General features: G+C 67.4%; 26 protein-coding genes and 1 tRNA gene. 15 read left to right on the top strand and 12 right to left on the bottom strand.

Annotated elements, in window-relative coordinates; translation table 11 throughout:
* Positions 1-45: 45 nt before the first annotated feature.
* A complete protein-coding gene (locus SK854_RS15050; protein WP_319975701.1) occupies positions 46-987 on the bottom strand; it encodes a nucleoside hydrolase in 942 nt (313 codons plus the stop codon).
* On the opposite strand from SK854_RS15050, the gene SK854_RS15045 reads away from it, so the two are divergent.
* On the top strand, positions 986-1,498 hold the full coding sequence (locus tag SK854_RS15045) for a GNAT family N-acetyltransferase (protein ID WP_319975700.1): 513 nt from the start codon (positions 986-988) through the stop codon (positions 1,496-1,498). The two genes, SK854_RS15050 and SK854_RS15045, sit on opposite strands and share 2 nt — an antisense overlap.
* Here SK854_RS15045 and SK854_RS15040 read toward each other — a convergent pair.
* Positions 1,479-2,936, bottom strand: a complete 1,458-nt coding sequence (locus tag SK854_RS15040) for a purple acid phosphatase family protein (RefSeq protein WP_319975699.1) — start codon at positions 2,934-2,936, stop codon at positions 1,479-1,481. The two genes, SK854_RS15045 and SK854_RS15040, sit on opposite strands and share 20 nt — an antisense overlap.
* Before the next feature lie 11 nt (positions 2,937-2,947).
* Positions 2,948-4,528, bottom strand: coding sequence for a purple acid phosphatase family protein (locus SK854_RS15035; RefSeq protein WP_319975698.1), 1,581 nt, complete (start codon positions 4,526-4,528; stop codon positions 2,948-2,950).
* Between the two features lie 262 nt (positions 4,529-4,790).
* Here SK854_RS15035 and SK854_RS15030 point away from each other — a divergent pair, with 262 nt between their 5' ends.
* Together SK854_RS15030 and SK854_RS15025 are read left to right on the top strand one after the other, a co-directional pair.
* Entirely contained in the window at positions 4,791-5,261 is a 471-nt protein-coding gene (locus SK854_RS15030) for a hypothetical protein (RefSeq protein WP_319975697.1), read from the top strand.
* A gap of 70 nt (positions 5,262-5,331) precedes the next feature.
* On the top strand, positions 5,332-5,823 hold the full coding sequence (locus SK854_RS15025; RefSeq protein WP_319975696.1) for an SRPBCC family protein: 492 nt from the start codon (positions 5,332-5,334) through the stop codon (positions 5,821-5,823).
* A gap of 131 nt (positions 5,824-5,954) precedes the next feature.
* Here the strand turns inward: SK854_RS15025 and SK854_RS15020 are convergent.
* Positions 5,955-6,030 (bottom strand) — tRNA-Arg (locus tag SK854_RS15020).
* Between the two features lie 242 nt (positions 6,031-6,272).
* On the opposite strand from SK854_RS15020, the gene SK854_RS15015 reads away from it, so the two are divergent.
* Positions 6,273-7,040, top strand: coding sequence for a hypothetical protein (locus SK854_RS15015; protein WP_319975695.1), 768 nt, complete (start codon positions 6,273-6,275; stop codon positions 7,038-7,040).
* 10 nt (positions 7,041-7,050) lie between these two features.
* Positions 7,051-7,788 (top strand): FkbM family methyltransferase, encoded by a 738-nt coding sequence (locus SK854_RS15010; RefSeq protein ID WP_319975694.1) that lies wholly within the window; start codon positions 7,051-7,053, stop codon positions 7,786-7,788.
* Between the two features lie 55 nt (positions 7,789-7,843).
* On the opposite strand, the gene SK854_RS15005 is transcribed toward SK854_RS15010, so the two are convergent.
* Positions 7,844-11,044, bottom strand: a complete 3,201-nt coding sequence (locus tag SK854_RS15005; RefSeq protein ID WP_319975693.1) for a penicillin acylase family protein — start codon at positions 11,042-11,044, stop codon at positions 7,844-7,846.
* A 451-nt stretch (positions 11,045-11,495) separates the two neighbouring features.
* Here SK854_RS15005 and SK854_RS15000 point away from each other — a divergent pair, with 451 nt between their 5' ends.
* Positions 11,496-12,143, top strand: coding sequence for a response regulator (locus SK854_RS15000; protein WP_030481367.1), 648 nt, complete (start codon positions 11,496-11,498; stop codon positions 12,141-12,143).
* Positions 12,144-12,161: 18 nt separating this feature from the next.
* On the opposite strand, the gene SK854_RS14995 is transcribed toward SK854_RS15000, so the two are convergent.
* Positions 12,162-13,619, bottom strand: coding sequence for a GGDEF domain-containing protein (locus SK854_RS14995; protein ID WP_319975692.1), 1,458 nt, complete (start codon positions 13,617-13,619; stop codon positions 12,162-12,164).
* An 86-nt stretch (positions 13,620-13,705) separates the two neighbouring features.
* Positions 13,706-14,338 carry a 5,6-dimethylbenzimidazole synthase gene (bluB, locus tag SK854_RS14990; protein ID WP_093605367.1) on the bottom strand — a complete coding sequence of 211 codons (633 nt, stop codon included), beginning with the start codon at positions 14,336-14,338 and terminating at the stop codon, positions 13,706-13,708.
* An 84-nt stretch (positions 14,339-14,422) separates the two neighbouring features.
* On the opposite strand from bluB, the gene SK854_RS14985 reads away from it, so the two are divergent.
* Complete coding sequence (locus SK854_RS14985) at positions 14,423-14,779, top strand: hypothetical protein (RefSeq protein ID WP_319975691.1); 357 nt, start codon at positions 14,423-14,425, stop codon at positions 14,777-14,779.
* Here SK854_RS14985 and rpsR read toward each other — a convergent pair.
* The 4 genes from rpsR to rpmB are packed head-to-tail and all read right to left on the bottom strand — an operon-like array spanning position 14,727 to position 15,649.
* The gene (gene rpsR / locus SK854_RS14980; RefSeq protein ID WP_319975690.1) at positions 14,727-14,957 is read right to left on the bottom strand and encodes a 30S ribosomal protein S18; all 231 of its coding nucleotides are present in this window, start codon (positions 14,955-14,957) and stop codon (positions 14,727-14,729) included. The genes SK854_RS14985 and rpsR overlap by 53 nt on opposite strands.
* Entirely contained in the window at positions 14,957-15,250 is a 294-nt protein-coding gene (gene rpsN, locus SK854_RS14975) for a 30S ribosomal protein S14 (RefSeq protein ID WP_319975689.1), read from the bottom strand. The genes rpsR and rpsN overlap by 1 nt, the downstream gene beginning before the upstream one ends.
* Position 15,251: 1 nt before the next feature.
* Positions 15,252-15,419 (bottom strand): 50S ribosomal protein L33, encoded by a 168-nt coding sequence (gene rpmG / locus SK854_RS14970; RefSeq protein WP_319975688.1) that lies wholly within the window; start codon positions 15,417-15,419, stop codon positions 15,252-15,254.
* Positions 15,419-15,649 (bottom strand): 50S ribosomal protein L28, encoded by a 231-nt coding sequence (gene rpmB / locus SK854_RS14965; RefSeq protein WP_455032262.1) that lies wholly within the window; start codon positions 15,647-15,649, stop codon positions 15,419-15,421. The genes rpmG and rpmB overlap by 1 nt, the downstream gene beginning before the upstream one ends.
* A gap of 51 nt (positions 15,650-15,700) precedes the next feature.
* Here rpmB and SK854_RS14960 point away from each other — a divergent pair, with 51 nt between their 5' ends.
* Genes SK854_RS14960 through rpmF form a run of 3 tightly spaced genes read left to right on the top strand, consistent with a single transcriptional unit; the run spans position 15,701 to position 16,994 of the window.
* Positions 15,701-16,585 (top strand): GTP-binding protein, encoded by an 885-nt coding sequence (locus tag SK854_RS14960; RefSeq protein ID WP_319975687.1) that lies wholly within the window; start codon positions 15,701-15,703, stop codon positions 16,583-16,585.
* Positions 16,582-16,833, top strand: coding sequence for a type B 50S ribosomal protein L31 (locus tag SK854_RS14955; protein WP_319975686.1), 252 nt, complete (start codon positions 16,582-16,584; stop codon positions 16,831-16,833). Before SK854_RS14960 ends, SK854_RS14955 begins: the two co-directional genes overlap by 4 nt.
* Entirely contained in the window at positions 16,833-16,994 is a 162-nt protein-coding gene (gene rpmF, locus SK854_RS14950) for a 50S ribosomal protein L32 (protein WP_071812574.1), read from the top strand. The genes SK854_RS14955 and rpmF overlap by 1 nt, the downstream gene beginning before the upstream one ends.
* Here the strand turns inward: rpmF and SK854_RS14945 are convergent.
* Positions 16,991-17,638 carry a histidine phosphatase family protein gene (locus SK854_RS14945; RefSeq protein ID WP_319975685.1) on the bottom strand — a complete coding sequence of 216 codons (648 nt, stop codon included), beginning with the start codon at positions 17,636-17,638 and terminating at the stop codon, positions 16,991-16,993. The two genes, rpmF and SK854_RS14945, sit on opposite strands and share 4 nt — an antisense overlap.
* Before the next feature lie 74 nt (positions 17,639-17,712).
* On the opposite strand from SK854_RS14945, the gene SK854_RS14940 reads away from it, so the two are divergent.
* From SK854_RS14940 to SK854_RS14920, 5 genes are read left to right on the top strand one after another with little or no spacing between them, the layout of a single operon-like run.
* Positions 17,713-18,033, top strand: coding sequence for an EthD family reductase (locus SK854_RS14940; protein WP_319975684.1), 321 nt, complete (start codon positions 17,713-17,715; stop codon positions 18,031-18,033).
* Positions 18,030-18,845 (top strand): 3-hydroxyacyl-CoA dehydrogenase family protein, encoded by an 816-nt coding sequence (locus SK854_RS14935; RefSeq protein WP_319975683.1) that lies wholly within the window; start codon positions 18,030-18,032, stop codon positions 18,843-18,845. Before SK854_RS14940 ends, SK854_RS14935 begins: the two co-directional genes overlap by 4 nt.
* Before the next feature lie 10 nt (positions 18,846-18,855).
* On the top strand, positions 18,856-20,013 hold the full coding sequence (locus SK854_RS14930) for a GNAT family N-acetyltransferase (protein ID WP_319975682.1): 1,158 nt from the start codon (positions 18,856-18,858) through the stop codon (positions 20,011-20,013).
* Positions 20,013-20,798, top strand: a complete 786-nt coding sequence (locus SK854_RS14925) for a class I SAM-dependent methyltransferase (RefSeq protein WP_319975681.1) — start codon at positions 20,013-20,015, stop codon at positions 20,796-20,798. Before SK854_RS14930 ends, SK854_RS14925 begins: the two co-directional genes overlap by 1 nt.
* Before the next feature lie 37 nt (positions 20,799-20,835).
* Positions 20,836-21,819, top strand: a complete 984-nt coding sequence (locus SK854_RS14920; RefSeq protein ID WP_319975680.1) for a nucleotidyltransferase domain-containing protein — start codon at positions 20,836-20,838, stop codon at positions 21,817-21,819.
* Positions 21,820-21,823: the final 4 nt, after the last annotated feature.

The following is a 21,823-nucleotide window of genomic DNA, read 5'->3' as shown; positions in this document are numbered from 1 at the left end:
ACCTTCACGGTCCCTGGTGTTTGTCCAGGTCCCGTCGGTGGTTTGTCATGGTTGTGTCACAGCGTGCCTCAGCTGGTCGAGGAACCGGGCGTGGTCGGCCGTGACGGCGTACTTGGCCTTCGTGCGTTCGGTGGCGATGTCACGCCCGAACGGGCTTTCGGGGGCGAGGAACCGTTGGTCGGCGACGATCTTGCCGCGCGTGTAGCGGCCGGTGAGCTCGATCGCGAACCGGTCCTCGTGGTAGCTCGCGAGGCCGGGGTCGAGCAGGATCGCGGCGGCCAGCGGATCGTGCGGGACGAAGCCCTTCTTGCCCAGGAAGCTGCCGTAGAAGTCGGCGTAGAAGCCGAGGATCCGCCGCGGGTAGCAGTCGTCGGGGAGCGTGTCGAGCCACTCCTGCGGCGCGTGGCTCTCCATGGTGACGTCGAGGCCGACGATGGTGAGGTCCTCGAAGCCGGCGGCCAGGACCAGATCGGCCGCCTCCGGGTCGTGCCAGAAGTTCGCCTCGGCGTGGGAGGTGATGTTGCCCGGCACGTTGAGCGCGCCGCCCATGACCACGACCTTGTCGAGCAGTTCCGGCAGGCGCGGCTCGATCTGCAGCGCCAGCGCGACGTTGGTGAGCGGGCCGATCGCGAGCAGGCTCAGTTCCTCCGGGTTCTCCCGCGCCTTGTTCGCGAGCTGCTCGGCGGCGCTTTCGTTCGTGGGAACGGTCTTCGGTTCGTCTCCCGCATGCCCGCCGAGGCCGTCCTGGCCGTGCACGTCTTCAGCGGTCTTGAGGGGCTGGGCGAGCGGTTTCGCGGCGCCCATGGCCACCGGGACGTCGAGGTTCAGGCGTTCGGTGAGCCTCAGGGCGTTGGCGGTGGCCTGCTGCACCGGCACGTTGCCGTGGACCGTGCCGATGGCGACTATTTCGATTTCTCGCTGGGCGCGCAGGTAGTACAAAGCAAGGGCATCATCGATGCCGGGGTCCGCGTCGACGATGATCCGCATGCGCTCGATCATGCCATTGGGGGATGCCGTGACAGTCCGTCCAGCAGTCGTCGCCGACGCTCCTGCCGTTGCCTCGGTGCACGTCCAGACCTGGCAGGCCGCCTATCGCGGTCTGGTTCCTGATTCCGTGCTGGACGGGCTCTCCGTGGAAGAGCGCACAGCCATGTGGGAGCGCGGCATCCCGCGCGGTGGGGTGTGGGTCGGGCTCGTCGACGACGTGGTGGCCGGATTCGTCGCGGTCGGCCCGTCCCGCGAGCCCGATGCGGCGTTCGAGGTGTACGCGATCTACGTGCTGCCCTCAGCGTGGGGTACCGGTCTGGGGTTCTCGCTGGCTCGTGCTGCTCTGGGCGACGAGCAGGACGTGGTGCTGTGGGTGTTCGACGAGAACCCGCGGGCGCGGCGGTTCTACGAGCGGCTCGGGTTCCGCGCCGATGGCACGGTCAAGACCGAGACCATCGGCGGGGCCGAGTTGAAGGAGATCCGCTACCGGTTCACCGGCGTCGCAGGGTGAGCTCGTCGATCAGCACGCCGTCCTCGTTCAGCGCACGAACCTTCATCGTGGTCTTGGTGACGTCGACCGCGACGATGCTGTAACCCCGGTACCTCGTGCGTGACCAGGTGACCTTGGTGTCCGTCGAGCTCGAACTGTTCTTCTTGTAACAGCGCATGGTCGGGGTGCCGCTGTTGTTCTCGTTGCCCAGGTAGGACTCCGGCGCGTTCTTGTAGAACTTGTCCAGCGCCTGACCGCCCGCGCCCGCCGTGATGTAGGTGGTGCCGTCCTTGCTCGCCTTGCCGGCTTTGATCGGGTCGGTGCGCTCGTAGACGCGGTTGTGCGCGTTGAGGACCAGGTCGACCTTGTGCTTGTCGAACACCGGCGCCCACTTCTGCTGCGCGACGCTCTCCGCGCCACCGCCGTCTGCCGTCGAGTACGGGGCGTGGTGCAGGTAGACGACGATGAAGTCGATGCTCGCGTCCTTGCGGAACCTGTCGAGCTGCCCGTCCAGCCAGGTGAGCTGCTTTCCCTTGGTGTGATCGAGGTTCGCGGTGTTGCGGTTGCAGATGTCGTTGCCGTCCAGGCTGATCAGTCCGACGTTCTGGTACCGCCACGCGTAGATGCCGATGGAGCCGTTCCACGCGTTGTCCGGCATGGTGACGCGCTGCTTGATGCCGCCGTAGCCGTTGGGGGAGTACCACTCCTCCATCTCGCGGTTGCCGAGCGTCAGCATCCACGGTGTCGTCTGCGCCATGAACTCGTTCTGCGCGAACAGACTGTTCCACCGTGCCGCGTCGTACTTGTCGGTGTCGGTGTGCCCGCCCTCGACGTTCGTCGTGCCGCCGTGGATGGCGTAGCTCAGGTTGCCCAGCGCGAGGTGGAAGGCCGGACTTTGGTCCGCGGCGAGGCTCGTGAGCTTGCGCGCGTTGTAGCCGTAGCCCTGGTCGCCGAACGCCGTGAAGGTGAACGGCGTCGTGGCGGTTGATGTCGGGGCGGTGGTGAAGGACGCGATCTCGTTGGGGCGCTTGCTGGTGGCGGGATCGTAGTTGTCGTGCCCCACTACGTAGAAGTACGTCGTCGCCGGCGCGAGGTCGTTGAGCTTGGCGTGCAGGTAGTACTGGTACATGGGGTCCTGGCCGTGCGGCGGGAAGCTGTGGTCGCCCTCTTGCCAGCCGATCTCGCTCTTGAGCGTGCGCAGCTCGGCGGCGATCTTCGGCCCGAACTCACTCCCTTTGGTGGCGATCCGGACGTACGGCCCGTTGACCTTCTCCAACTGCTGCCAGGAGATCACGACCTGTTCGGACGGATCCGCGCCGTACGCGAGATGCCGTCCGACCGGCCTGACCTTCCGCCCGTCCGGCGCGGCCTGGGCTGTTTTCACACCGGTGATCGCGGCGGTGACGAGCGCGGCGCCACCGACCTTGAACAACAACCGGCGCGAGTGTTCTTCAGTCATGTCAGGCCCTCTCAGCCGCGCCGGATCGTGAACTCGTCGACCAGCGCACCCGTCTCGGTGAGCGCGCGGACCTTCATCTGGGCCGGCTTGTCCGTTCTCGGCTCGACGTCGACGACGATCAGCCCGTACCCGCGATACCGCACCCGCGACCACGACACCTTGATCAGCTTCTCCTCGCCGTCCTCCTGGTCGACCCGCATGGTCGCCGTGGCGTCCTTGACGTTGCCGAAGTAGGAGTCGGAGATCTTAGAGTCGGCCCAGCTGTTGATGCTCTCGCCACCACCGCCCGCGGTGATGTAGGTCGTGCCGTCCTTGACGGGGTTGATGGTGCTCTTGATGTCCGCCTTCTTGGTGCCCTTGCCCGCCTTGATCGGATCCGTGCGCTCGTAGACGTGGTTGTGCCCGTTGAGAACCAGATCCACCTGGTACTGGTCGAACAACGGCGCCCACCGCTTCTGCGCGCCGACCTCGGACCCGTTGTTCCCGGACGTCGAGTACGTGCACTGGTGGCAGTAGACGACGATGAAGTCGATGCTCGCGTCCTTGCGGAACTTCTCGAGCTGCGCCTTGAGCCAGGTCTGCTGCCTGCCCTCGGTGTAGTCGAGGTTGGCGTCGCTGTTGTAGCAGATGTCGTTGCCGTCCAGGCTGATCATCCCGACGTTCTGGTACCGCCAGGAGTAGATGCAGGTGGACCCGTCCCAAGCGTTGTCGGGCATGGTGAACCGCGCCCGCATCCCGCCGTACCCGTGGTTGTCGTACCAGCTCTCCATCTCGTGGTTGCCGAGCGAGACCATCCACGGCACCTCAGCCGCCACGAGCTCGTTCTGGGCGAAGAACGAATCCCACTTCCGCGCGTCGTACTTGTCGGTCTCCGGCCGCCCACCCTCGCCGTCGTTGGCGTAACTCATGTCGCCCATCGCGAGGTGGAACTGCGGCCCCAGATCGGCGATGAGACCGTTGGTGGCCAACGCGTTGTGCCCGACCCCTTGATCCCCGAAGGCCGTGAACGAGAACGCCGTCTTGGCGGTGGCGGCCGGCGCCGTCCGGAAGCTCGCAGGCTCCTGCGGCTCAAACCCCTGATGCCCCACCACGTAGTAGTACGTCGTGTTCGGCACCAGATCGTCGAGCCGGACGTGCAGGTAGTACTGCGTGACGGCCTTCCCCAGATGCGGCGAGATGGTGAAGAGCGGCTCCCTCTCCTGCCACGCCAAGTCGCTGGTGAGCGCCCGCACCTCCGCGGGCAACCTCTCCCCGTACTCGCCTGGGGCGACACCAACCCGCAGGTAGGGCGCCTGAACGTTGGCAGGCACCTGCCACGACACCACCACTTGCCTCGACGGATCCGCCCCGAACGCGATGTGCCGCCCGAACGGCCTCAGCGCGCCCCCGTTCGCCGTCTCCTTGAGCAACACCCCAGGCACCTCGAACCCACTGGCCGAAGCACTGCCCACCAAACTCGAGGTGGCGAGCACGGCCCCGCCCACCGCCCCGGCCCGGAAGAGCCCGCGCCGCGAGTACCGCCTCTGGGCGTCCTCGTAGAGCTCCTGAAGGCGTGGACCGTTCTGCGACCTGCGTCCCGGAGGCTCACTCATGAGCCCGAAATTAGGAAACCTTCTTTACGGCGGTCAATGATCGTTGGGGCACAACAGCATTTCTGCTGGTACTTCTGCCGGTTCGCCCGTTGGCCCGTGCTCCTCGATCTCTTGGACGCCCACCTTCAAGCTGTCGTGGCGCAGCGCCCACCCCACGACCTTCCGCAGGGAACAACGGCCTCGAACTCGGACCCTCGGGACCGCTTTGGAGCCGCCACCCGCTCGCTTAACATCGGTAATCCTCCGACGCAGGGGAGCTGCCATGGCGTTCCGTCGCAATCTGGAATCACGCGAGGCCGACATAGCCCGCGAAGTGTTCGGCGACGCCCTCGACATCAGCAAACTCCGCCTGGCCGAAGGCGGCCTCCTGGGCAGCTTCGGCGTGGCCCGCACCCTCCCGAAGCTCGTCACGTTCCCCAAGGGAATCCTGACCACCCCGCAACACCAGGCAAGGTACGAGCGCTGGCTGGTCCACGAACTCACCCACGCCTACCAGTACCAACACGGCCGCAGCGTGCTCAGCCTGCTCCCGACCGCCATGGCGGGCTTCTTCGTGAAGGGCCTCTACGACTACGGCGGCGCGGAAGGCCTGCGCGGGAAGTCGTTCGCCGACTTCAACACCGAGCAGCAAGCCAACATCGTGGCCGACTACTACTACCTGAGCACGTACGAGCCGTCCCGCGACCTGTCGGCCTACGAGCCGTACATAAGCCACGTCCGCGCCGGCAGGTGAGGAGATGGATCAGGCAGCATCCTCGTTGCTGCTGAACGTCCGTTCACCCAGGAACCATGGAGCACACGCCATGAAGTACACCGTCTCGATCGAGATCGCTCTGCCGCGCGAGAGGGTGGTCCAACTGCTGGCCGACCCGGCACACATGCCGAAGTGGCTGCGGGGCCTCGTGCTGCACGAGCCGCTGAGCGGGGTGCACGGGCAGCTCGGCACCAAGTCGCGCGTAGTGATGCAGATGGGCCAGCAGAAGTTCGAGGGCACCGAGACCATCACGCGCCGGGAACCGGCAGACCTGCACGAGATCCCGGCGGGGAGCGTCGTCCACTTCGAACGCGAGATCGTCGGCGAGGGCATGTGGAGCGCCGCACGCGAACGGCTGACCGAAGCCGGCCCGGAGACGACGCTCTGGGTCAGCGAGAACGAGTACCGGTTCAGCGGCGTGCTGATGCGGCTGGTCGGGATCCTGATGCCCGGCGCCTTCCGCAAGCAGTCGCGACAGCACATGCAGGACTTCAAGGCTTTCGCAGAGCTGGGGAAAGACGTCCGCGAAGCGAAGGACTGATCTGCTCGGCCTGGATCGGCTTCGCGCAGACGGCGGCGAACAGGTGAGGATTCCGCCTGAGGGATGGCCGGGAAAGATCAGGGCCCGACAGCGTTTCAGCATGTCAGGCCCTGATTTCACCCGGCGAAAGGTGGTGCCCCAGGCAGGATTCGAACCTGCGACACACGGTTTAGGAAACCGATGCTCTATCCCCTGAGCTACTAGGGCTGGCGACAGCAGTCTAGCGGGGTGGCGCTACCGAGTTGACCAGCGCCCCCGGCTACCGCGGACCGGTGCCCCGCTCACGCACGGTGAGGGGCGCACGAACGAGGCTGCGGCCGTTGGAGGGAAGTGAGGCAGGCCACCTTCTGCCGGGCACAAACGTCAGGTAGGGAGGGCGTGTGAGCAGACCCTGGCCCGACTTCCGTCCTGGCCCGCTTGGTGCCCTCAAGGCTTGGTGGCGCCGGACGGTGCCCAAGAGAGCTGACGACATCACCTTCGTGCCGCCGGCGAGCAGTCATCAGCAGGAGTTCGAGACGCCGTTGGCGAGTGCGGTGTACGGGCTGGACTTCCAGCTCAAGTTCACGGTGGTGTGGCGGCTTGATCTTGCGACAGGCCTCAGGCACAACTCGCCGCGGAGTGCTGCCATTCATCACGTTCTGCAGCGGGCCAAGGAGATCAGCGGCAAGGTGATGCTGGTTCATCACGCCGCCCTGCAGGTGCAGTTGGGGGATGAGCTCGCCACTGAGCGGCAGGTGCCTGGGACGCACGTGTGGGCTCGGGCGGAGCAGGTGAAGGTCTCGGTCGGGGACGACGACCTGGAGATGGCCAAGAAGCACATCGAGTTGCTCCGGAACTCGACGTTCAAGTTGGCCGAGCGGGACGTCGAGCGGGCTGAGATTCGGTACCTGCGGGACGAGGTGCTGACGGACGTCGGTACGGCGACGATCTGGTGGTTGCAGCGCAACGGGTATCAGGTCGAGGAGGCGGTCAAGCTGGCCGGCCACCTCGCGGAGCTGGTGAAGATCGCGCAGCGGGAGCCGGCCGGGCATTGGGCCGAGTCGTTGGTGAGCAGTGTTGAGCGGGCCATGCCCGAGCTGGAGGACGCGCACCGGCGGGACCTGAGGTTGCATCTGGTCAAGGCGCTGAGCGTGTACGGCGGGGAGCGGGTGGCCGCGGAGTTCGCTGATCAGATCGGATTGCCTGCGGGCGAGCAGCACCGGAACGGACACGTCTAGGCTGGCAGGGGTGTTGACCCAACTTCGCAGTGCTGCTGTTGTTGCCGGGTTGCAGGCGCTTGCCCGGCTCACGCCCTATGCCGAGGCGGAGCTGATCGGGCTCCGCAAGGTCGTCAAGCCTGGAGACGTCTGCATCGACGTCGGGGCCGCGCTGGGGCTTTACACGGTCACTCTGTCGAGACTGGTGGGTCCACAAGGGACTGTGCACAGCGTCGAGCCGCTCGTGTTCGCGCACCCTGCTCTCTCGTACGTGCTCCGGCCGCGCGAAGGGGCCAACATCAAGCGGCACTCGGTCGCCCTTGGTGCGGAGAAGCAGGGGCGCGAGGTCATGAGCGTTCCCGTGCGGCACGGGAGTCCGATCACCGGGCGCTCGTTCCTCACGGTGGGGGCGAACGGGCTGGGGTCCAACGAGGAGTTCGACCAGCACCTGGACGTTCTGGTCAAGACGGACACGCTCGACCACTTCGTCGAGGAGCAGGGGATCGGCAAGCTCGACTTCGTCAAGGCCGACGTGGAGGGGGCCGAACTCAGGGTCCTCGAAGGGGCCGTGGAGACCATCGAACGGCTCAAGCCCGCGTTCCTGCTGGAGATCGAGGAACGGCACGTCGAGCGGTTCGGGTACCACGCGAAGGACGTCGCGGACTTCCTCGTCGAGCGCGGGTACCGGATGAGCACGTGGCACGGCGGTGAGTGGGTGCCGACGCACAACATCGGTGGCGAGATCAGGAACTACCTGTTCAGGGCCTGAAATAAGTAGAGGACGCCGACCCCTGGGGGTGGATCGGCGTCCTCATCTCGAAGGCCTACGAAACGTAGACCTCAAGCTCGTACAGGGAGTATCCGTACTGACCGGCCCGTTGGGTACCCGTCATCCGGAGGTATCTCGCGTCCTGTGGGGTGAACGCTACGACATCATCGCCGCCATCGCCAGCACTTGTGGAGAAAACGTTCCGCCAGTTGCCGCCGTCATTGGAAATCTCGATGCGGTAGCCCTTGGCGAAGGCCGATTCCCACCGCAACGCGGCGCGACCGATTCGTTGCACTGAGCCAAGGTCGACCTGGATCCATTGGTTGTCGTTCCAGTCGCTGGCCCAGCGGGAGGTCGGGTTTCCGTCCAGCGCGTTCGACGGCGGGAGGTTGTTCCAGCCTGTTTCGTGGGACGACGCGGTGGCGGTGCGGCCGGCGGCCAGGTTGGTGATGTTCTGGCCTCTGCGGGACGGGAACTGCACGACCTGCTGGTAGGTCGGGCGGTTCTGCCAGTGGATCTTGTCCTGGGTGATGCCGCCCATGGCGCGGTGGATGATCGTGTCCGCGCACCACTGGTCGCCGGCGGCGCAGTCCGCGTCACCCGGGTAGACCGCGGTGGCGGGCTTGGCCACGGCCTGGACCAAGGAGTTCACGAGAGCCGTGCGGCAGCCGGACAACGTGCCGCCGCCGCAGTACGTCTGCGGGAACGCGCCCTGGACCGGATCGCCCAGGACCTTGCGCAGGTCCTTGTCCACGTAGCCCCACCAGCCGTACTGGAACGAGGAACCCTTGTGCGGCGCGGCACCGTGCGCGTCGGACGGGGCCTCGTCGACCTGCTGGGCTCCTACCAGTGCGTTGAACAGGTCGTCGCCCAGTGACGGCTTGAACTGCGACTCCACCAGAAGCGGCCACCAGGCATCCAGAATCCGGATGGCTTCGGCGTGGTTGTAGGTCTTGCTGCCCTTCGCGGTCTCCTTGCGCAACGAGCCGGAGCGCTGCCAGTCCTTCAGCTTCTGCACCACCGGGGCGAGAGAAGCGTCGACCGGAGCTGACTCCACCACCCGCAGCAACTCGGGCAGCACCTGCTCGGCACGCAGGTCGGCCACGGCCGCCTCGGCCATCGCGCGAGTCAGAGCGGCGCGCGTGACCTTCTGGCCGGAGGCGATCAGAGCGCGCACTCGAACATCGAGCAGGTCACCGCGGTGCACGGCGCTGTGGCCGAACCCGCCGAACGTGAAGTCCTTGGCCTGCTTGTTGTTCCAGGACACGTAGTAGTCCTGGTTGATCGAGTTCGGGTGCCCGGCGAACGGCATGTACGCCGCGGTGTTCTCGTCGCCGTTCCAGTTCACCCACTCGTACTCGGCGCGGCCCCAGGTCGGCAGGTTCGGGTCCACAGTGGACCGGCGCACCGGGTTCAGGCCCGAGTTGAAGTACGCGGAGTCGCGGGAGTCGACGTAGAGCCAGTTGAACGCGTAGCCGATCTTGTTGGCCGCGCGCTGGAAGTCCGTGGCCGAACGGATGGCGCCAGGGTCGTTGAGCTCCTGGAAACCGATGATCGAGTCGACCTCGTGCATGTACGTCGAACGCAACGTCGTGTACGCCACGACCTTGCCGCCGACGGTCGCACGGCTCGTCACCAGGCCGTACTTGGTCCGGTACATCACCAACGTGTACGAACCGGCGGGTGTGCCGTCGGCGACCGTCGGCTTCCAGGCGTTCTTGCGCTCCAGTCGTTCCATCGGCAGGCACGAGCCGTGGAACAGGTACGACGAAGACGCCTTGGTGGCAGGTGAACCGTCCGGGTTGCACAGTTCGACGGCGTAGGTGTCGACGATGTCCTGCCCGGACGAGGTGGCGCTCCACGAGTAGTCCACGCCACGGCCGAGCTGCACGTACATCGAGACGCCCGCGAACGAGACGCCGCGCGAACGGATGCCGGGCCCGTTGAGCTCCTGCAACAGCAGCAACTGAGGCGCGAAGTAACCGGTCTGCGGTCCCCACACGGCGATCGGGTTCCCGCTGTCCGTGTGCGCACCGGAGACCGCGAGAGCGTTCGACATGCCGTGCTTCTTGTTCAGCAGGTCGGCGGGCAGCACGCCATCGGAGAAGATCCCCCGAGCCTTCGCCACGTCCGCGGAAGCGGGAACGGCGACGGAAGCACCCGTGCCACCCACCTCGTCGTAGACCATCCGCTCCGGCGTGATGCTGCCGCTGTCCGGAAGCGCCAGGCCCTGCGGCGAAGCGGGAGAGGCCGAGTACGGGAACGACTGTCCGTCGTGGAGGGTCAGCACGGCCTCGGGGTCGTTCTGCGCCCGGAACGCCTTCCACACCTGCTCGCCGACGGCGGCGCCGTACTTGTTCTGCGCGGCCAGCTTCACCAGCGCCGACTGCACCTCGCCGCCACCGCCGGCACCGAACAGGCCGCCGACCACCGAGGCGATCGCGACCATGTCGGTCGACTTGAACGGCTGGATGTCGTTCCAGTTCGTGATCGCGTCGGCGTGCCCGGTCAGCACGTACTCGCCGGGGAAGTTGCGAGCGCCCACGGACTGCGCGATGTACGCGTTGACGCCGGCCGTGTAGTCGTCGACGTCGACCAATGCCTGCCGCCCGCGCTCACCGCCGTTCGCCGCCGCGGACTCGATCTGCTTCTGCAGGTCCGCCTCGGTGTACGCGATCTGGTTGAAGAAGCTCTGCTCCAGCACGCGGTTGCCGGGCGCGCCACCGGCGAAACCGGTCAGCTGGCCGCGGCCGAGGTGACGGAAGATGTCCATCAGCCACAGGCGGTCCTGGGCGGCCGCGAAGCCGGCGCCGAACATCGTGCCGGACCGCGTGGTCCCGGTGATGTGCGGCATGCCGATCTTCTTGTCCCGCACGATCGTCACGTCCGACCGCGGTTTCAGGGTGCTCTCGACCTGGTCGGCCGGCACACCGAACGACGCGTCGTTGAAGAAGTCGGTCAGCTGGCTGTTCGTCAGGCCGCCGTAGCCGTTGACCAGGGCGTCGTACTTGCCGAGCTGGTCGGCCGAGTGCGCGGGCCTGGTGCCGAACGCCTTGTGGGTGAGGATCTCGGCCAGCGTCGCGTTGCCGTTGTTGCCCGGCGGCACGATGTCGTTGCACTGGCCGAGGCAGTAGTCGTCGGCGGCGAACGCTGCCGCGCGTGGCTCCTCTGCCTGTGCGGCGGACGGGACGATCAAAAGGGAGGCGGTGACGGCGGCAGTCGCCAGCAGGGACGTCACCGGATTGGCTCTCCGCATCGCGCGAAGCTCCTCTCCGTGCAGGGCAGGGCTGTTGTGACGCACGTTACTTTCCGGTAGGGCTATTGCGAAAGGGTTTCGCGTTTCCGGAACTGACCGGCAGGGTCCTGTATCGATACCGAAACCCATCGACAAAATATATGGGCAGAAACGACGCCAACTGAGACGTCTGAATCGGATTGCCGAGGCCGTATCCGTGTTTCTGGTACGACATTCCACTGAGTGGGATTTCGATGTTTCGTCACTCAGCGTTCTGGTGGCTCCCCCTAAACCCTGGTGGCATGCCTACGCAGCGAAGTCGACGCGCTATTCCGGTAACTGTGAACGTTGCCGGTGATCTCGAAAATCCGTTACCACATGATGAGATAACTGAGAATTAACGTGGTCTTCGGCGTGCGTACGCGAAGATCACGAACATGAGGGAGCACGGAACGCCAATGCGGGAGGCGTCGTGATCAAGGTTCTGCTGGCCGACGACGAGGACCTCGTCCGCTCCGGCCTTCGCATGATCCTGAGCAGCGTCGGGGACATCGAAGTTGTTGCTGAGGCCGATGACGGACACCTGGTAGCCGACCTGGCACGCCAGCATCGTCCGCACGTTGTACTGCTCGACATCCGGATGCGCACCTCGGACGGACTCGTGGCCCTGCGGAGGCTGCGGACCCTGCCGGACCCACCGAGGGTCTGCATCCTGACCACGTTCGACGTCGACGAATACGTTTCGGAAGCACTGCGCCTCGGCGCGGCCGGCTTCCTGCTCAAGGACACCGAACCGGAACAGCTCGTCAAGGCCGTGCGCGATCTCGCGCGCGGAGGAGCGGTTCTCGACCCCGGTGTCGCCGCCAGAGTTCTCGCGGCCGTGGCCGACGGCGAACGAATGGCGGAGCCTGCGCGCAGGCTGCTGCAAAGCCTGTCCGAACGCGAGCGCGAAGTGCTCGTGCTGATCGGCCAGGGCATGTCCAACGCGGAGATCGGCGGCACCCTGCACCTGTCGGAGGCGACGGTCAAGGGCTACGTCTCGTCCGTGCTCGGCAAGATCGGCGCGGTCAACCGCGTGCAGGCCGCACTGGTGGCCTACCGCGGCGGCCTGATCGCCTGAGCCCCTGAGTCCGGGACTTCAGTTCCCGGACACGATCTCGGGCACCTCGTCCACCGAGGGCTCGACCTCGACCCTGTTGCGGCCGTGCCGCTTGGCGCGGTACAGCGCCATGTCGGCGGCCGCGAACAGCTGGTCCAGCTTGGCCGGTCCCGCCGCGACACCGATGCTGACGGTGGGGCGGCGGACCGCGCCGAGCACCATCGTCCAGTCGTGCCCGTCGACGGCCGCGCGGATCCGCTCGGCCACGTTCGGACCCACGTCCATGTTCGGACCCGTGTCGCCGAGCAGCACCACGAACTCGTCGCCGGCCCAGCGCGCCACCAGGTCGTCCGACCGGCATTCCCGCCGCAGCAACGCCGCGATCTCGCGCAACGCCGCGTCGCCCGTCGCGTGCCCGGCGTCGTCGTTGACGTTCTTGAACCAGTCCACGTCGACCAGCACCAGCCACGGCACCTTGCCGCGCGCCGCCGTCGACTCCAGCAACGCGGCAGCGGCGCGTTCGAGCCCGAGCCGGTTCGCCAGGCCCGTCAACGGGTCGCGCGCCGCGGCCTCCTGCGCCGCCACCGCCAGCCGTTGTGCCTGAACGGCCACCCGGCGCTGTTCCAGCGCCTGGCCCAGACCTTCCTGCAACGTCTCCGTGGCCGTGCGAGAAGCCGCCATCGACCGCCGCAACGCCGCGGCCTCACCCTCCGCGTCACCCAGGGCGTGGCAGATGTCCGCCAGCTCCGTGGAGAACCGCAGCAGCAATGACGTGTCGTTGATGCGTTCGGCGTTCGTCACCGCACGGGACGCGAGTGTGCGCGCCTCGTCGAGATCGTCCTGCTCGCGACGCACGACGGCGAGAACCCAGTTGCCGACCGAGATGCCCCAGAGGTCGTCGGCGTCCAACGACAGCCGCAGGGTCTCCTCGCCCATCTCCTCGGCCTTGTCCAGCTGACCGACACCGGCGAGGGACCGCCCGCACGCACCGAGCAGCGCGCGCCGGTGCAGCTCGTCCTTCACGATGCCGAGGCCCTCGTCGAGGTACGCCAGGGCTTCCTCGAAGATCGCCGGCGCCGCCGCGGGGGGACCGGAGCAGGCGCGGAAGTTGAGCGAACCGCCGAGACGCTGCAGGCACTGGGCCAGCACGTCGGTGTTGCCCGCCCGCCGCGCCACCTGAACGGACAGCCGCAGCATGTCCAGCGCCGCGCGCCGGTTGCCGATGCCCTCCATCAGATAACCGAGGGAGCCCATCGTGTGGGCCACGGCCGGGCTGTCGGAACGGTCGATGTCGAGGTCGGTCCACCCCTCGGCGGCCAGTTCCAGCGCCAGCGGTATGCGGCCGAGGCGCCAGGCCATGACCGCCCGGTTCACCAGCACCGCTGATCGCACCCAGCGGTCGGCACCGGGGGACACCTTCGTGACGACCTCGTCGAAGAGGCTGTTCGCCTCCGGCACGCGGCCAGCGTTGTACAACGCGCGGACCTCAAGGTCCAACCGCGGAATCTGGCCCGCTACCAGCGGATCGCGCTGCTCCACTCGTTCATCGACTCCGTTCCGACTCGCCGAGCGGCCCGCACAGGCTACCGGGTCGGTCGCGCCCCGTACCGATCGTGGTGCAGGACGTCATCAAGGGGTAGTCGGTTGCGCCAACCGTGACGTTCCAGATCAGGCGTATCGGGCAGTGATCGAACCGGACCAACGCACAACCATGCCACCGGACGGACCCTTGTGGGGATGTCCAGGAGACGGCGCAGCACATCTTCCCGGTAGAAGCTCACCCAGCCCACACCGAGTCCCTCTTCCGTCGCCGCGAGCCACAGGTTCTGGATCGCCAGGCACACGGAGTACAAACCCGCGTCCGCGATCGCGTGCCTGCCGAGCACCGCCGGTGATCCCCGGTCGGGGTCGTAGGTGACCACGATGCCGAGGGTCGACTCCATGACTCCTTCGACCTTGATACGAGCGAACGTCTCCGCTCGTTCATGATCCAGCTGAGCCGCGAAGACGCTGCGTTCGGCCTGAACGTGATCCCGGAACGCCCGCCGAATCGATTCATCCCGCACCAGCACGAAGTCCCACGGCTGGGAAAGGCCGACGCTCGGGGCGGCGTGCGCGGCGGTCAGCACCCGTCGCAGCACGTCGGACGGGATTTCCTCGCCGGAGAACTCGGCACGCGTGTCCCTGCGTCGGTGGACTGCCTCGTACAGGTTCATTCGTGCGATCGTGCCTCACTCGAAAGCACCAACTTCACGCTGGAGAGGTGGCGCTGATCTCACCTGAGGCGATACACCGATCTGATGCGAAGAATGAAAGGTGGTTACGGCTCCGCGCTCGGATTCGGCGGCGGAGTCGGCGTGGCCACGTTCACCGGTGCCTGGCCGTTCGTGGCCCTGATCCTGCTCGCGGCTGTCGTGGTGGTCGTCTCGTTGCGGACGACGATCGTCGGAGCCGGCTTGGCGGCACTGCAGTGCTGGGGTCTCTACGCGACCTTCTTGGTGGGTGTTCGTGGCGATCTCACGGTCGACGAACACACGACCTGGGTGCTCGCGTTGCTGGTGCAACTCGCCGCGCTGGCCTTCCTGGCCAGCGCGGCGGTCCGTGTCATCGCCCTTGTGACGGGTACGGCAACAAGGCCATCTCCCGTGCGTTCTTGATGGCCGTGGCGACCTGACGCTGCTGTTGCGGCGTCAGGCCCGTCACCCGGCGGGACCGGATCTTGCCCCGGTCCGAGAGGAACTTGCGCAGCAGCGTGACGTCCTTCCAGTCGACGACGGTCACGCCTTCCTTCGCGAGCAGGTTCACCCTGCGCTTGGGCGGCCTCTTCTCGCGCATCACCAGCTCGCCTTCGAGACGCCGGGCAGCTCACCGCGGTGGGCCATCTCCCTGAGCCGGACGCGGGACAGGCCGAACTTCCGGTTGTAGGCGCGCGGCCGTCCGTCCACGACGTCGCGGTTGCGCAGCCTGGTCGGCGACGCGTCCCGCGGCAGCTTCTGCAGTCCCCGCAACGCTTCCGCGCGCGTTTCGGGGTGCCGCAGCATTTCCTTGAGCTCGTGGCGTCGTTCCGCGTACCGCGCCACGACCTCGCGGCGTCGCTGGTCCGCGGCGATCTTCGACTTCTTCGCCACGTCAGCGCTCCTCTTTGAAGTCGACGTGCCTGCGCGCCACCGGGTCGTACTTGCGCAGCACCATCCGGTCCGGGTCGTTGCGCCGGTTCTTGCGGGTCACGTAGGTGTAGCCGGTACCGGCGGTCGACCTCATCTTGATGATCGGGCGGACGTCCGTGCTCTTGGCCATCAGACCTTCACCCCCTGCGCGCGGAGCCGGGCCACGGTGGCCTCGACGCCGAGCTTGTCGACGGTCTTGATGCCCTTCGCCGACAACGTCAGCGTCACGAACCTGTTCAGCGACGGCACCCAGTACCGCTTCTGCTGGATGTTCGGGTTCCACCGGCGCCGCGTCTTGCGTTGTGAGTGCGAGACGCGGTTGCCGAAGCCCGGCTCGCGGCCGGTCAGCTGGCAGCGCACTGAGATACCTCCAGATTGAAACGACTTTCGTTTTCATCTACGGTACCTCACATGGAAACCGTTGTCGTTATGGTGGCGGGGCTGGTCGACCACGACGTCGCCGTGCGGGTGTGGCGCGACCGGCCCGGTTCGGTGCTCGTGCGGCACGTAGCTGCGGAAACGTGCGTGCGGCGGTGGGTCGACGGCATCGCGACCGACGTCGAACTGCTGCACGGCTGCGTGTCCTGCACCGTGCGGGAGGACCTGCGGGAGCTGCTCTCCGCTCTGGAGGGCCACACGGTCGTGCTGCACCTGGACCCGCTGCTCGAACCGGACGCGGTGCGCCGCAACCTCGGCATCTCCGTCGAGTGCGTGATCACCGTTCTCGACGCGGCGACCTGGCTGGACGACGCCTTGGGCGACGCCTCGATGGTCAGCGACCAGCGCACGGTGGCGCAGGTCGTCGTCGCGCAGGCCGAGGCCGCGGATGTGCTGGTGCTGCAGGGAGACGCGGACGAACGCACGCTCGCCGTGCTCGACCGGCTGGCTCCCGGCGCGCACCGCTGCACGCCCGAGACGGTGGTCGTGCGCAAGAGCACGCGGCCGCGGCTGATGCCTTTGACGCCCGAATGCGGTGTCTCGACAGCGGTTTTCACGGCCGACCGGCCGTTCCACCCGGTCCGGCTGAACGAGGCGCTCGACTCGTTGCTCGACGGAACGGTCGTGCGCTCGCGCGGCCGGCTGTGGGTCGCGGACGAGCCGGATGTCGCACTGCACCTGGAATCCGCGGGCTGCGGGATGCACGTCGGCGAGGGCGGGCCGCGCGGGGGCAGGACCACTCAGATCGTGGCGATCACCCTGGGCGAGCCGGACTCCATCACCGCGGCGTTCGAAGGCGCGCTGCTCACCGACGACGAACTGTCCTTCGTGGACTCGATCCGAAAGCTGGCGATATGAAGCAAGGCATTCACCCCGACTACCACCCGGTCGTCTTCCAGGACGCGTCCACCGGCAAGACGTTCCTGACCCGGTCGACCGCGACGTCCAGCCGCACGATCGAGTGGGAGGACGGCAACAGCTACCCGCTGCTCGTCGTCGACATCACCGCCGACTCGCACCCGTTCTGGACGGGCACGCAACGACTCGTCGACACCGCCGGCCGGGTCGAGAAGTTCAACCGCCGCTACGGAAAGCGAGAGCGCTGATGGCCGTTCCCAAGCGCAAGACCTCCCGCTCCAACACGCGCCACCGCCGGTCGCAGTGGAAGGCCACCGCGCCGGACCTGGTGCGCGTGCGGACGTTGGACGGCAAGGAACTCCTCGTTCCCCGCCGTCTCGTCGCGGCCTACAAGCGCGGGCTGCTTTAAACGGGGTGCTGGACCGTTCCGTCCGGCGAGTCGCGCCACTGGTCGAAGGGACGGTCCAGTCTCCAGCCCGTGCCGTCGTGGTCGAGCACGCGGTTCTCGCAGGTGTCCGGATTGGACAGTGACTCGAACAGGTCGATGCTCCAGTCGAAGAACCTGCGGCACAGCAACCTGATCGTCAGTCCGTGCGACACGACCAGCACGGTCTTCGGGTGGTTCTCGTCCTTGTGCATCCGCACGGTCAGGCCGTCGAGGAACGCCGCGACCCGGTCGTCGACGTCCGCGCCCGACTCGCCGTTGGGCAGCCGGAAGAAGAAGTGCCCGAACGCGTGCCGCTGGTGCTTGAGCATTTCCTGCTGGACCGGGTCCTGGAGGTTGCCCCAGTCCTGCTCGCGCACCCGTGGTTCGGTGACGATCCGTTCCGCGTCGACGCCGAGCAGCTCGAACGTCCGGCGCGTCCGCTGGTAGGGCGAGACGTAGGCCGCGACCTGGCCGTCGCCGATCAGGTTCTTGATCGTCGGGCCGGCGGCGCGTGCCTGGTCCTCGCCTGTCTCGGTGAGCGGGAGGGCGTGGTCGGGGATGCGGCAGTAGGCGAGCTCGTCGACGTTGCCGAGGCTCTGTCCGTGGCGCAGCAGGATGATCCGCACCTCACCATCGTGCCTCAGCCCCGGGACTGCTCCGGGCGTTACAGTGCTCGGCGAGTCGAGGAGGATGGTGTCACATGATCAAGTACATCGCTCTGTACAAGAAGCCTGCCGACGTGGAGGGCTTCGATCAGAAGTACTTCGAGTCGCACCTGCCGATCGTGAACTCGGTTCCGGGCCTCGTGCGCGCGGAGGTCGCCAAGGTGCAGCGGGTGGTCTTCGAGGGCTTCCTCGGTGAGACCGAGCTGCACCTGATCGCGGAGATGTACTTCGAGTCGGAGGAGTCGTTCAAGGCCGCCCTCCAGACGCCGGAGTGGGCCACGTCCGGTGCCAACCTCGCCGAGATCGGCGGGATGGAGCTCGTCGCGATGTTCAGCGCCGAGGTGGTCGAGAAGTGAAGGCCGTCGTCATCGGCGGCGGCACGATGGGCGCCGGCATCGTGCACCTGCTGCTCGCGGGCGGGCACGAGGTCACGCTGTCGGAGGCCGACGCCGAACGCGCCGAGCAGGGCAGGCTCGCCGTCCGGCGCTCGCTGGACAAGGCGCAGGAGAAGGGCAAGCTCGCCGACGCGGAGGCGGTGTTCGCGAACCTGAGCACGGGTGAGCTGCCCGCGGACGCCGAGCTGGTCGTCGAGGCCGTGCCGGAGAACGTGCCGCTGAAGCAGAAGGTCCTCGGCTTCGCGGCCGAGAAGTGTCCCCACGCGGTCCTGGCCTCCAACACGTCCTCGCTGTCGATCTCCGAGATCGCCGCCGGGCTGCCCGGCGAACGCGTGCTGGGCATGCACTTCTTCAACCCCGTCCCGGTGCAGCAGCTCGTCGAACTGGTGCACCACGAGGGCGTCGACCCGGCGAACGTGGCCAAGGCGCGAACCTGGGCCGAACAAATGGGAAAAACCGTCATCGAAGTGCGTGATTCTCCCGGCTTCGCGACGTCTCGACTGGGCGTCGCCGTGGGCATGGAAGCGATTCGCATGCTGGAGGAAGGTGTTGCGTCCGCGGCGGACATCGACACCGGCATGAAGCTCGGTTACCGATGGCCGATGGGCCCGCTGGAGCTCACCGACCTGGTCGGACTCGACGTGCGGCTGGCGATCGCCGAGCACCTCGCGGCCGAGCTGGGGCCGCGGTTCGAGCCGCCGCAGTTGTTACGAGACAAAGTCGCTCGGGGCGAGCTGGGAAAGAAGACGGGTGAGGGCTTCTTTTCCTGGTAGATAGTTGTCCGTGCACATCCGTGAGTACACCGAAGACGACCGCGACGCCGTGTTCCGGCTCCGCCGGATCGCGTTCAACGGGACCGATCCGTCCGGACCGCTGCTGAAACCGGGTACGCACGGACTGGTCGCCGAGATCGACGGCCGGGTCGCGGGTGTGCTCGGCATCGGCTCCTACGCGCAGTTCTACGGCGGCGCCGCGGTTCCCATGGGCGGGATCGGCGGCGTCGCCGTCGACGGGGCGTATCGCGGCCGTGGCGTCGCGAACGCGTTGCTCGACGCCGCGCTGGTCGCCATGCGCGAGCACGGCCAGCCGATCTCGGCGCTCTACCCGACCGTGCCGACCCTGTACCGGGGACGTGGCTGGGAACGCGCCGGGGTCTTCGAGTGGGTCGAGCTGCCGATGGACAGGTTGCTCTCGGTTCCCCGGCCTGCCGAGCGGATACCCGCGCGCCCAGCTGATGGGAGCGATCTCACGGCGCTGCACGAGTGCTACCTGGAGGTGGCGCGGACGATCGACGGCATGGCCGACCGCCGCCCGCCGAGGATCGACCTCGACAAGGTGCTGGAGCTGGACCTGGTGAGCGTGCTGCCAGGCCCGAACGGCCTGCGGGGATACCTCACCGCCGAGCGCAAGCCCGGCGGTGACATGGGCCGGCTCAAGGTCCTCGACCTCATCGGCGTCGACGTCGAGGCACAACTGAACCTCCTCGCCTCGCTGGCGTCCTGGGCGGGCACGCTCGAAGCGGTCGAACTGCGGATCACCGACCCGGCGACGGTCAACTTCCTGGGTGGCACCCCGTTGCGCCACCCGGTGCTGACCGCGACCTGGATGCAACGCGTCGTCGACCTGCCCGCCGCGGTGGCCGCCCGAGGCTGGCCGCGCCTCGCTGATGCCGCGGTGGACGTGGAGATCATCGACGAGCACGCGCCGTGGCACGCGGGCCTTCAGCGCATCGTCGTGCAGGACGGCGCGGTGCGCGTCGAACCCGGTGGTACCGGCGCGGTGCGGTTGCACGCGCGGGCTCTCGGTCCGTGGTTCTCCGGTGCGCAGAACACGCATGCGTTGCGGCGCGCGGGTTTGCTGGAGGGCGACCCGGCCGACGCCGTGGTGCTGGACCAGCTCACCGCTTCGTCCGGCACACCCCGGCTCGCGGACTTCTTCTGATGGCCGACGTCTACCACGAGGTCATGCGCGCGATCTGGGACCACAACCTGCACTTCGGTCTCTGGACGTCCGAAGAAGACGAATCCTCCAACCGCATCGCCGCCGAGCGGATGACGGCGCTGCACATCGACCGGCTCGGCGCCCGGCACGGCTGGCGCGTGCTGGACCTGGGCCGCCGCGTCGGCACGTCCGCGTTCCGGCTGGCGGAGGCCTCGCACGCCGACATCGTCTCGGTCTCGCCGAGCGCCGACCACGTGGCGCGCGCCAACACGCGGGCAGAGGCCCTGTTCGTGGACGAGCAGGTCAGGTTCGTGCACGCGGACCCGCACGCGATGCCGTTCCCCGACGACACGTTCGACGCGGCGTGGGCCGTGGAGACGTTGCCGCACCTGGGGGACAGGGTCAGCGTGCTGCGGGAGTTCGCGCGCGTGGTCAAGCAGTCGGGTGTCGTGGTGGTGTCCGACTTCGTGCAGCGCAGGCCGGTCGCACCGGGCGTGATGGACGATCTCCAGCCGATCCTGAGCACGTACGCCATCGACGAGGTGCCGACGTTCGCCGGCTACCCGAAGTTGTTGGCGGCAGCCGGTTTGCAGGTGGTGGAGCTGCTGGACCTGAGCACCGAGACGCGCAAGACCGTGCCGCGGATGCAGATCGGTGCGCGCACGCATTACGACGCCCTCATCGCGGCGCACGGGGAGGAGGCTCAGCAGTACCTCGACCAGATCCTGTCGCCGCTGGCCATCCAGCCGTCACTGGGCTATTTGCTGGCGGTCGCGCGCGTCTGACTTCGTCCACGCCGTCTTGTCGCGTAAGAATGAAGGCGTGGCGGGGGACCAGGACGAGGTCAGGCATGCCTACGGCGACAACATGGGTTGGCGCCTGAAGGGCTATGCGAAGCAGCGCAGCGGGTCACCGGTCAGCGTGCGCGAGCTCTCCCGCGCGCAGTTCCTGGCGATCAGACCGTTCTTCGACGCCGAGGACAATCCGTGGCTCGTGGACATGCACGAGGTGGTCCCGGAGATCCGGTCGCGCGTCGAGCAGGTGCTCGGCCCGCTGAGCCCCGACGAGGACTACTACGTCACCGGGCACCCGCTGGACTGGGACAAGGACCCGGTGCAGGTCGCGCGGGACTTCCTCGACGTCCGGTTCCCGCTGGCCACGGCCGCGTTCCTCGGCGGCAGCGTGGCGGCGGGGAACTACACCGCCAACTCCGACCTGGACATGGTCGTGATCGTCGACGACCTGCCGTGCGCGTTCCGGGAGACGTTGCGGCACCGCGGCTGGCCGGTCGAGCTGTTCTGTCACACGATCGAGTCGTTCCAGGACTTCGTGGCCCGTGACACCGAGGGCAGGCGGCCTCCGTTGCTGCACATGTGCGCCGAGGGTTTCCTGATGCTCGACGCCGACGGCACCGGTCAGCGCATGCGGGCCGAGGCGCGCGTGCTGCTGGACGCGGGTCCTCCACTCGCGACCGTCACCGAGCTGGAAGACCGCCGCTACGGCACCACTGACCTGCTCGAAGACCTCCTCGGCGCACGAGACGAGGACGAACTGCTGTTCGTCGCGGCGAGGCTCCTGACCTGTGCGGGCGAGCTGGCGCTGGTCGTGCAGAACCGGTGGCTCGGGCACGGGAAGTGGCTGATGCGCCGGCTGCGCGACGCCAAGGAGGACGAGCTCGTGGACTCCTACCGGGCGTTGGTGCGGGGCCAGGGCGCCGAGCGGTTCATCGCCGTCGTGGAGGCAGTGCTGGTGTCCGCGGGGGGACGGCTGGACGCCGGTTACCGCCGGGCAGCGCCGCCGCGGTAGACGG

It is taken from the genome of Lentzea sokolovensis, from assembly GCF_033949975.1.
GTDB lineage: Bacteria > Actinomycetota > Actinomycetes > Mycobacteriales > Pseudonocardiaceae > Lentzea > Lentzea sokolovensis.
The sequence above is the reverse complement of the archived record's forward strand: the minus strand, read 5'-3'. Positions and strand labels throughout refer to the sequence as shown.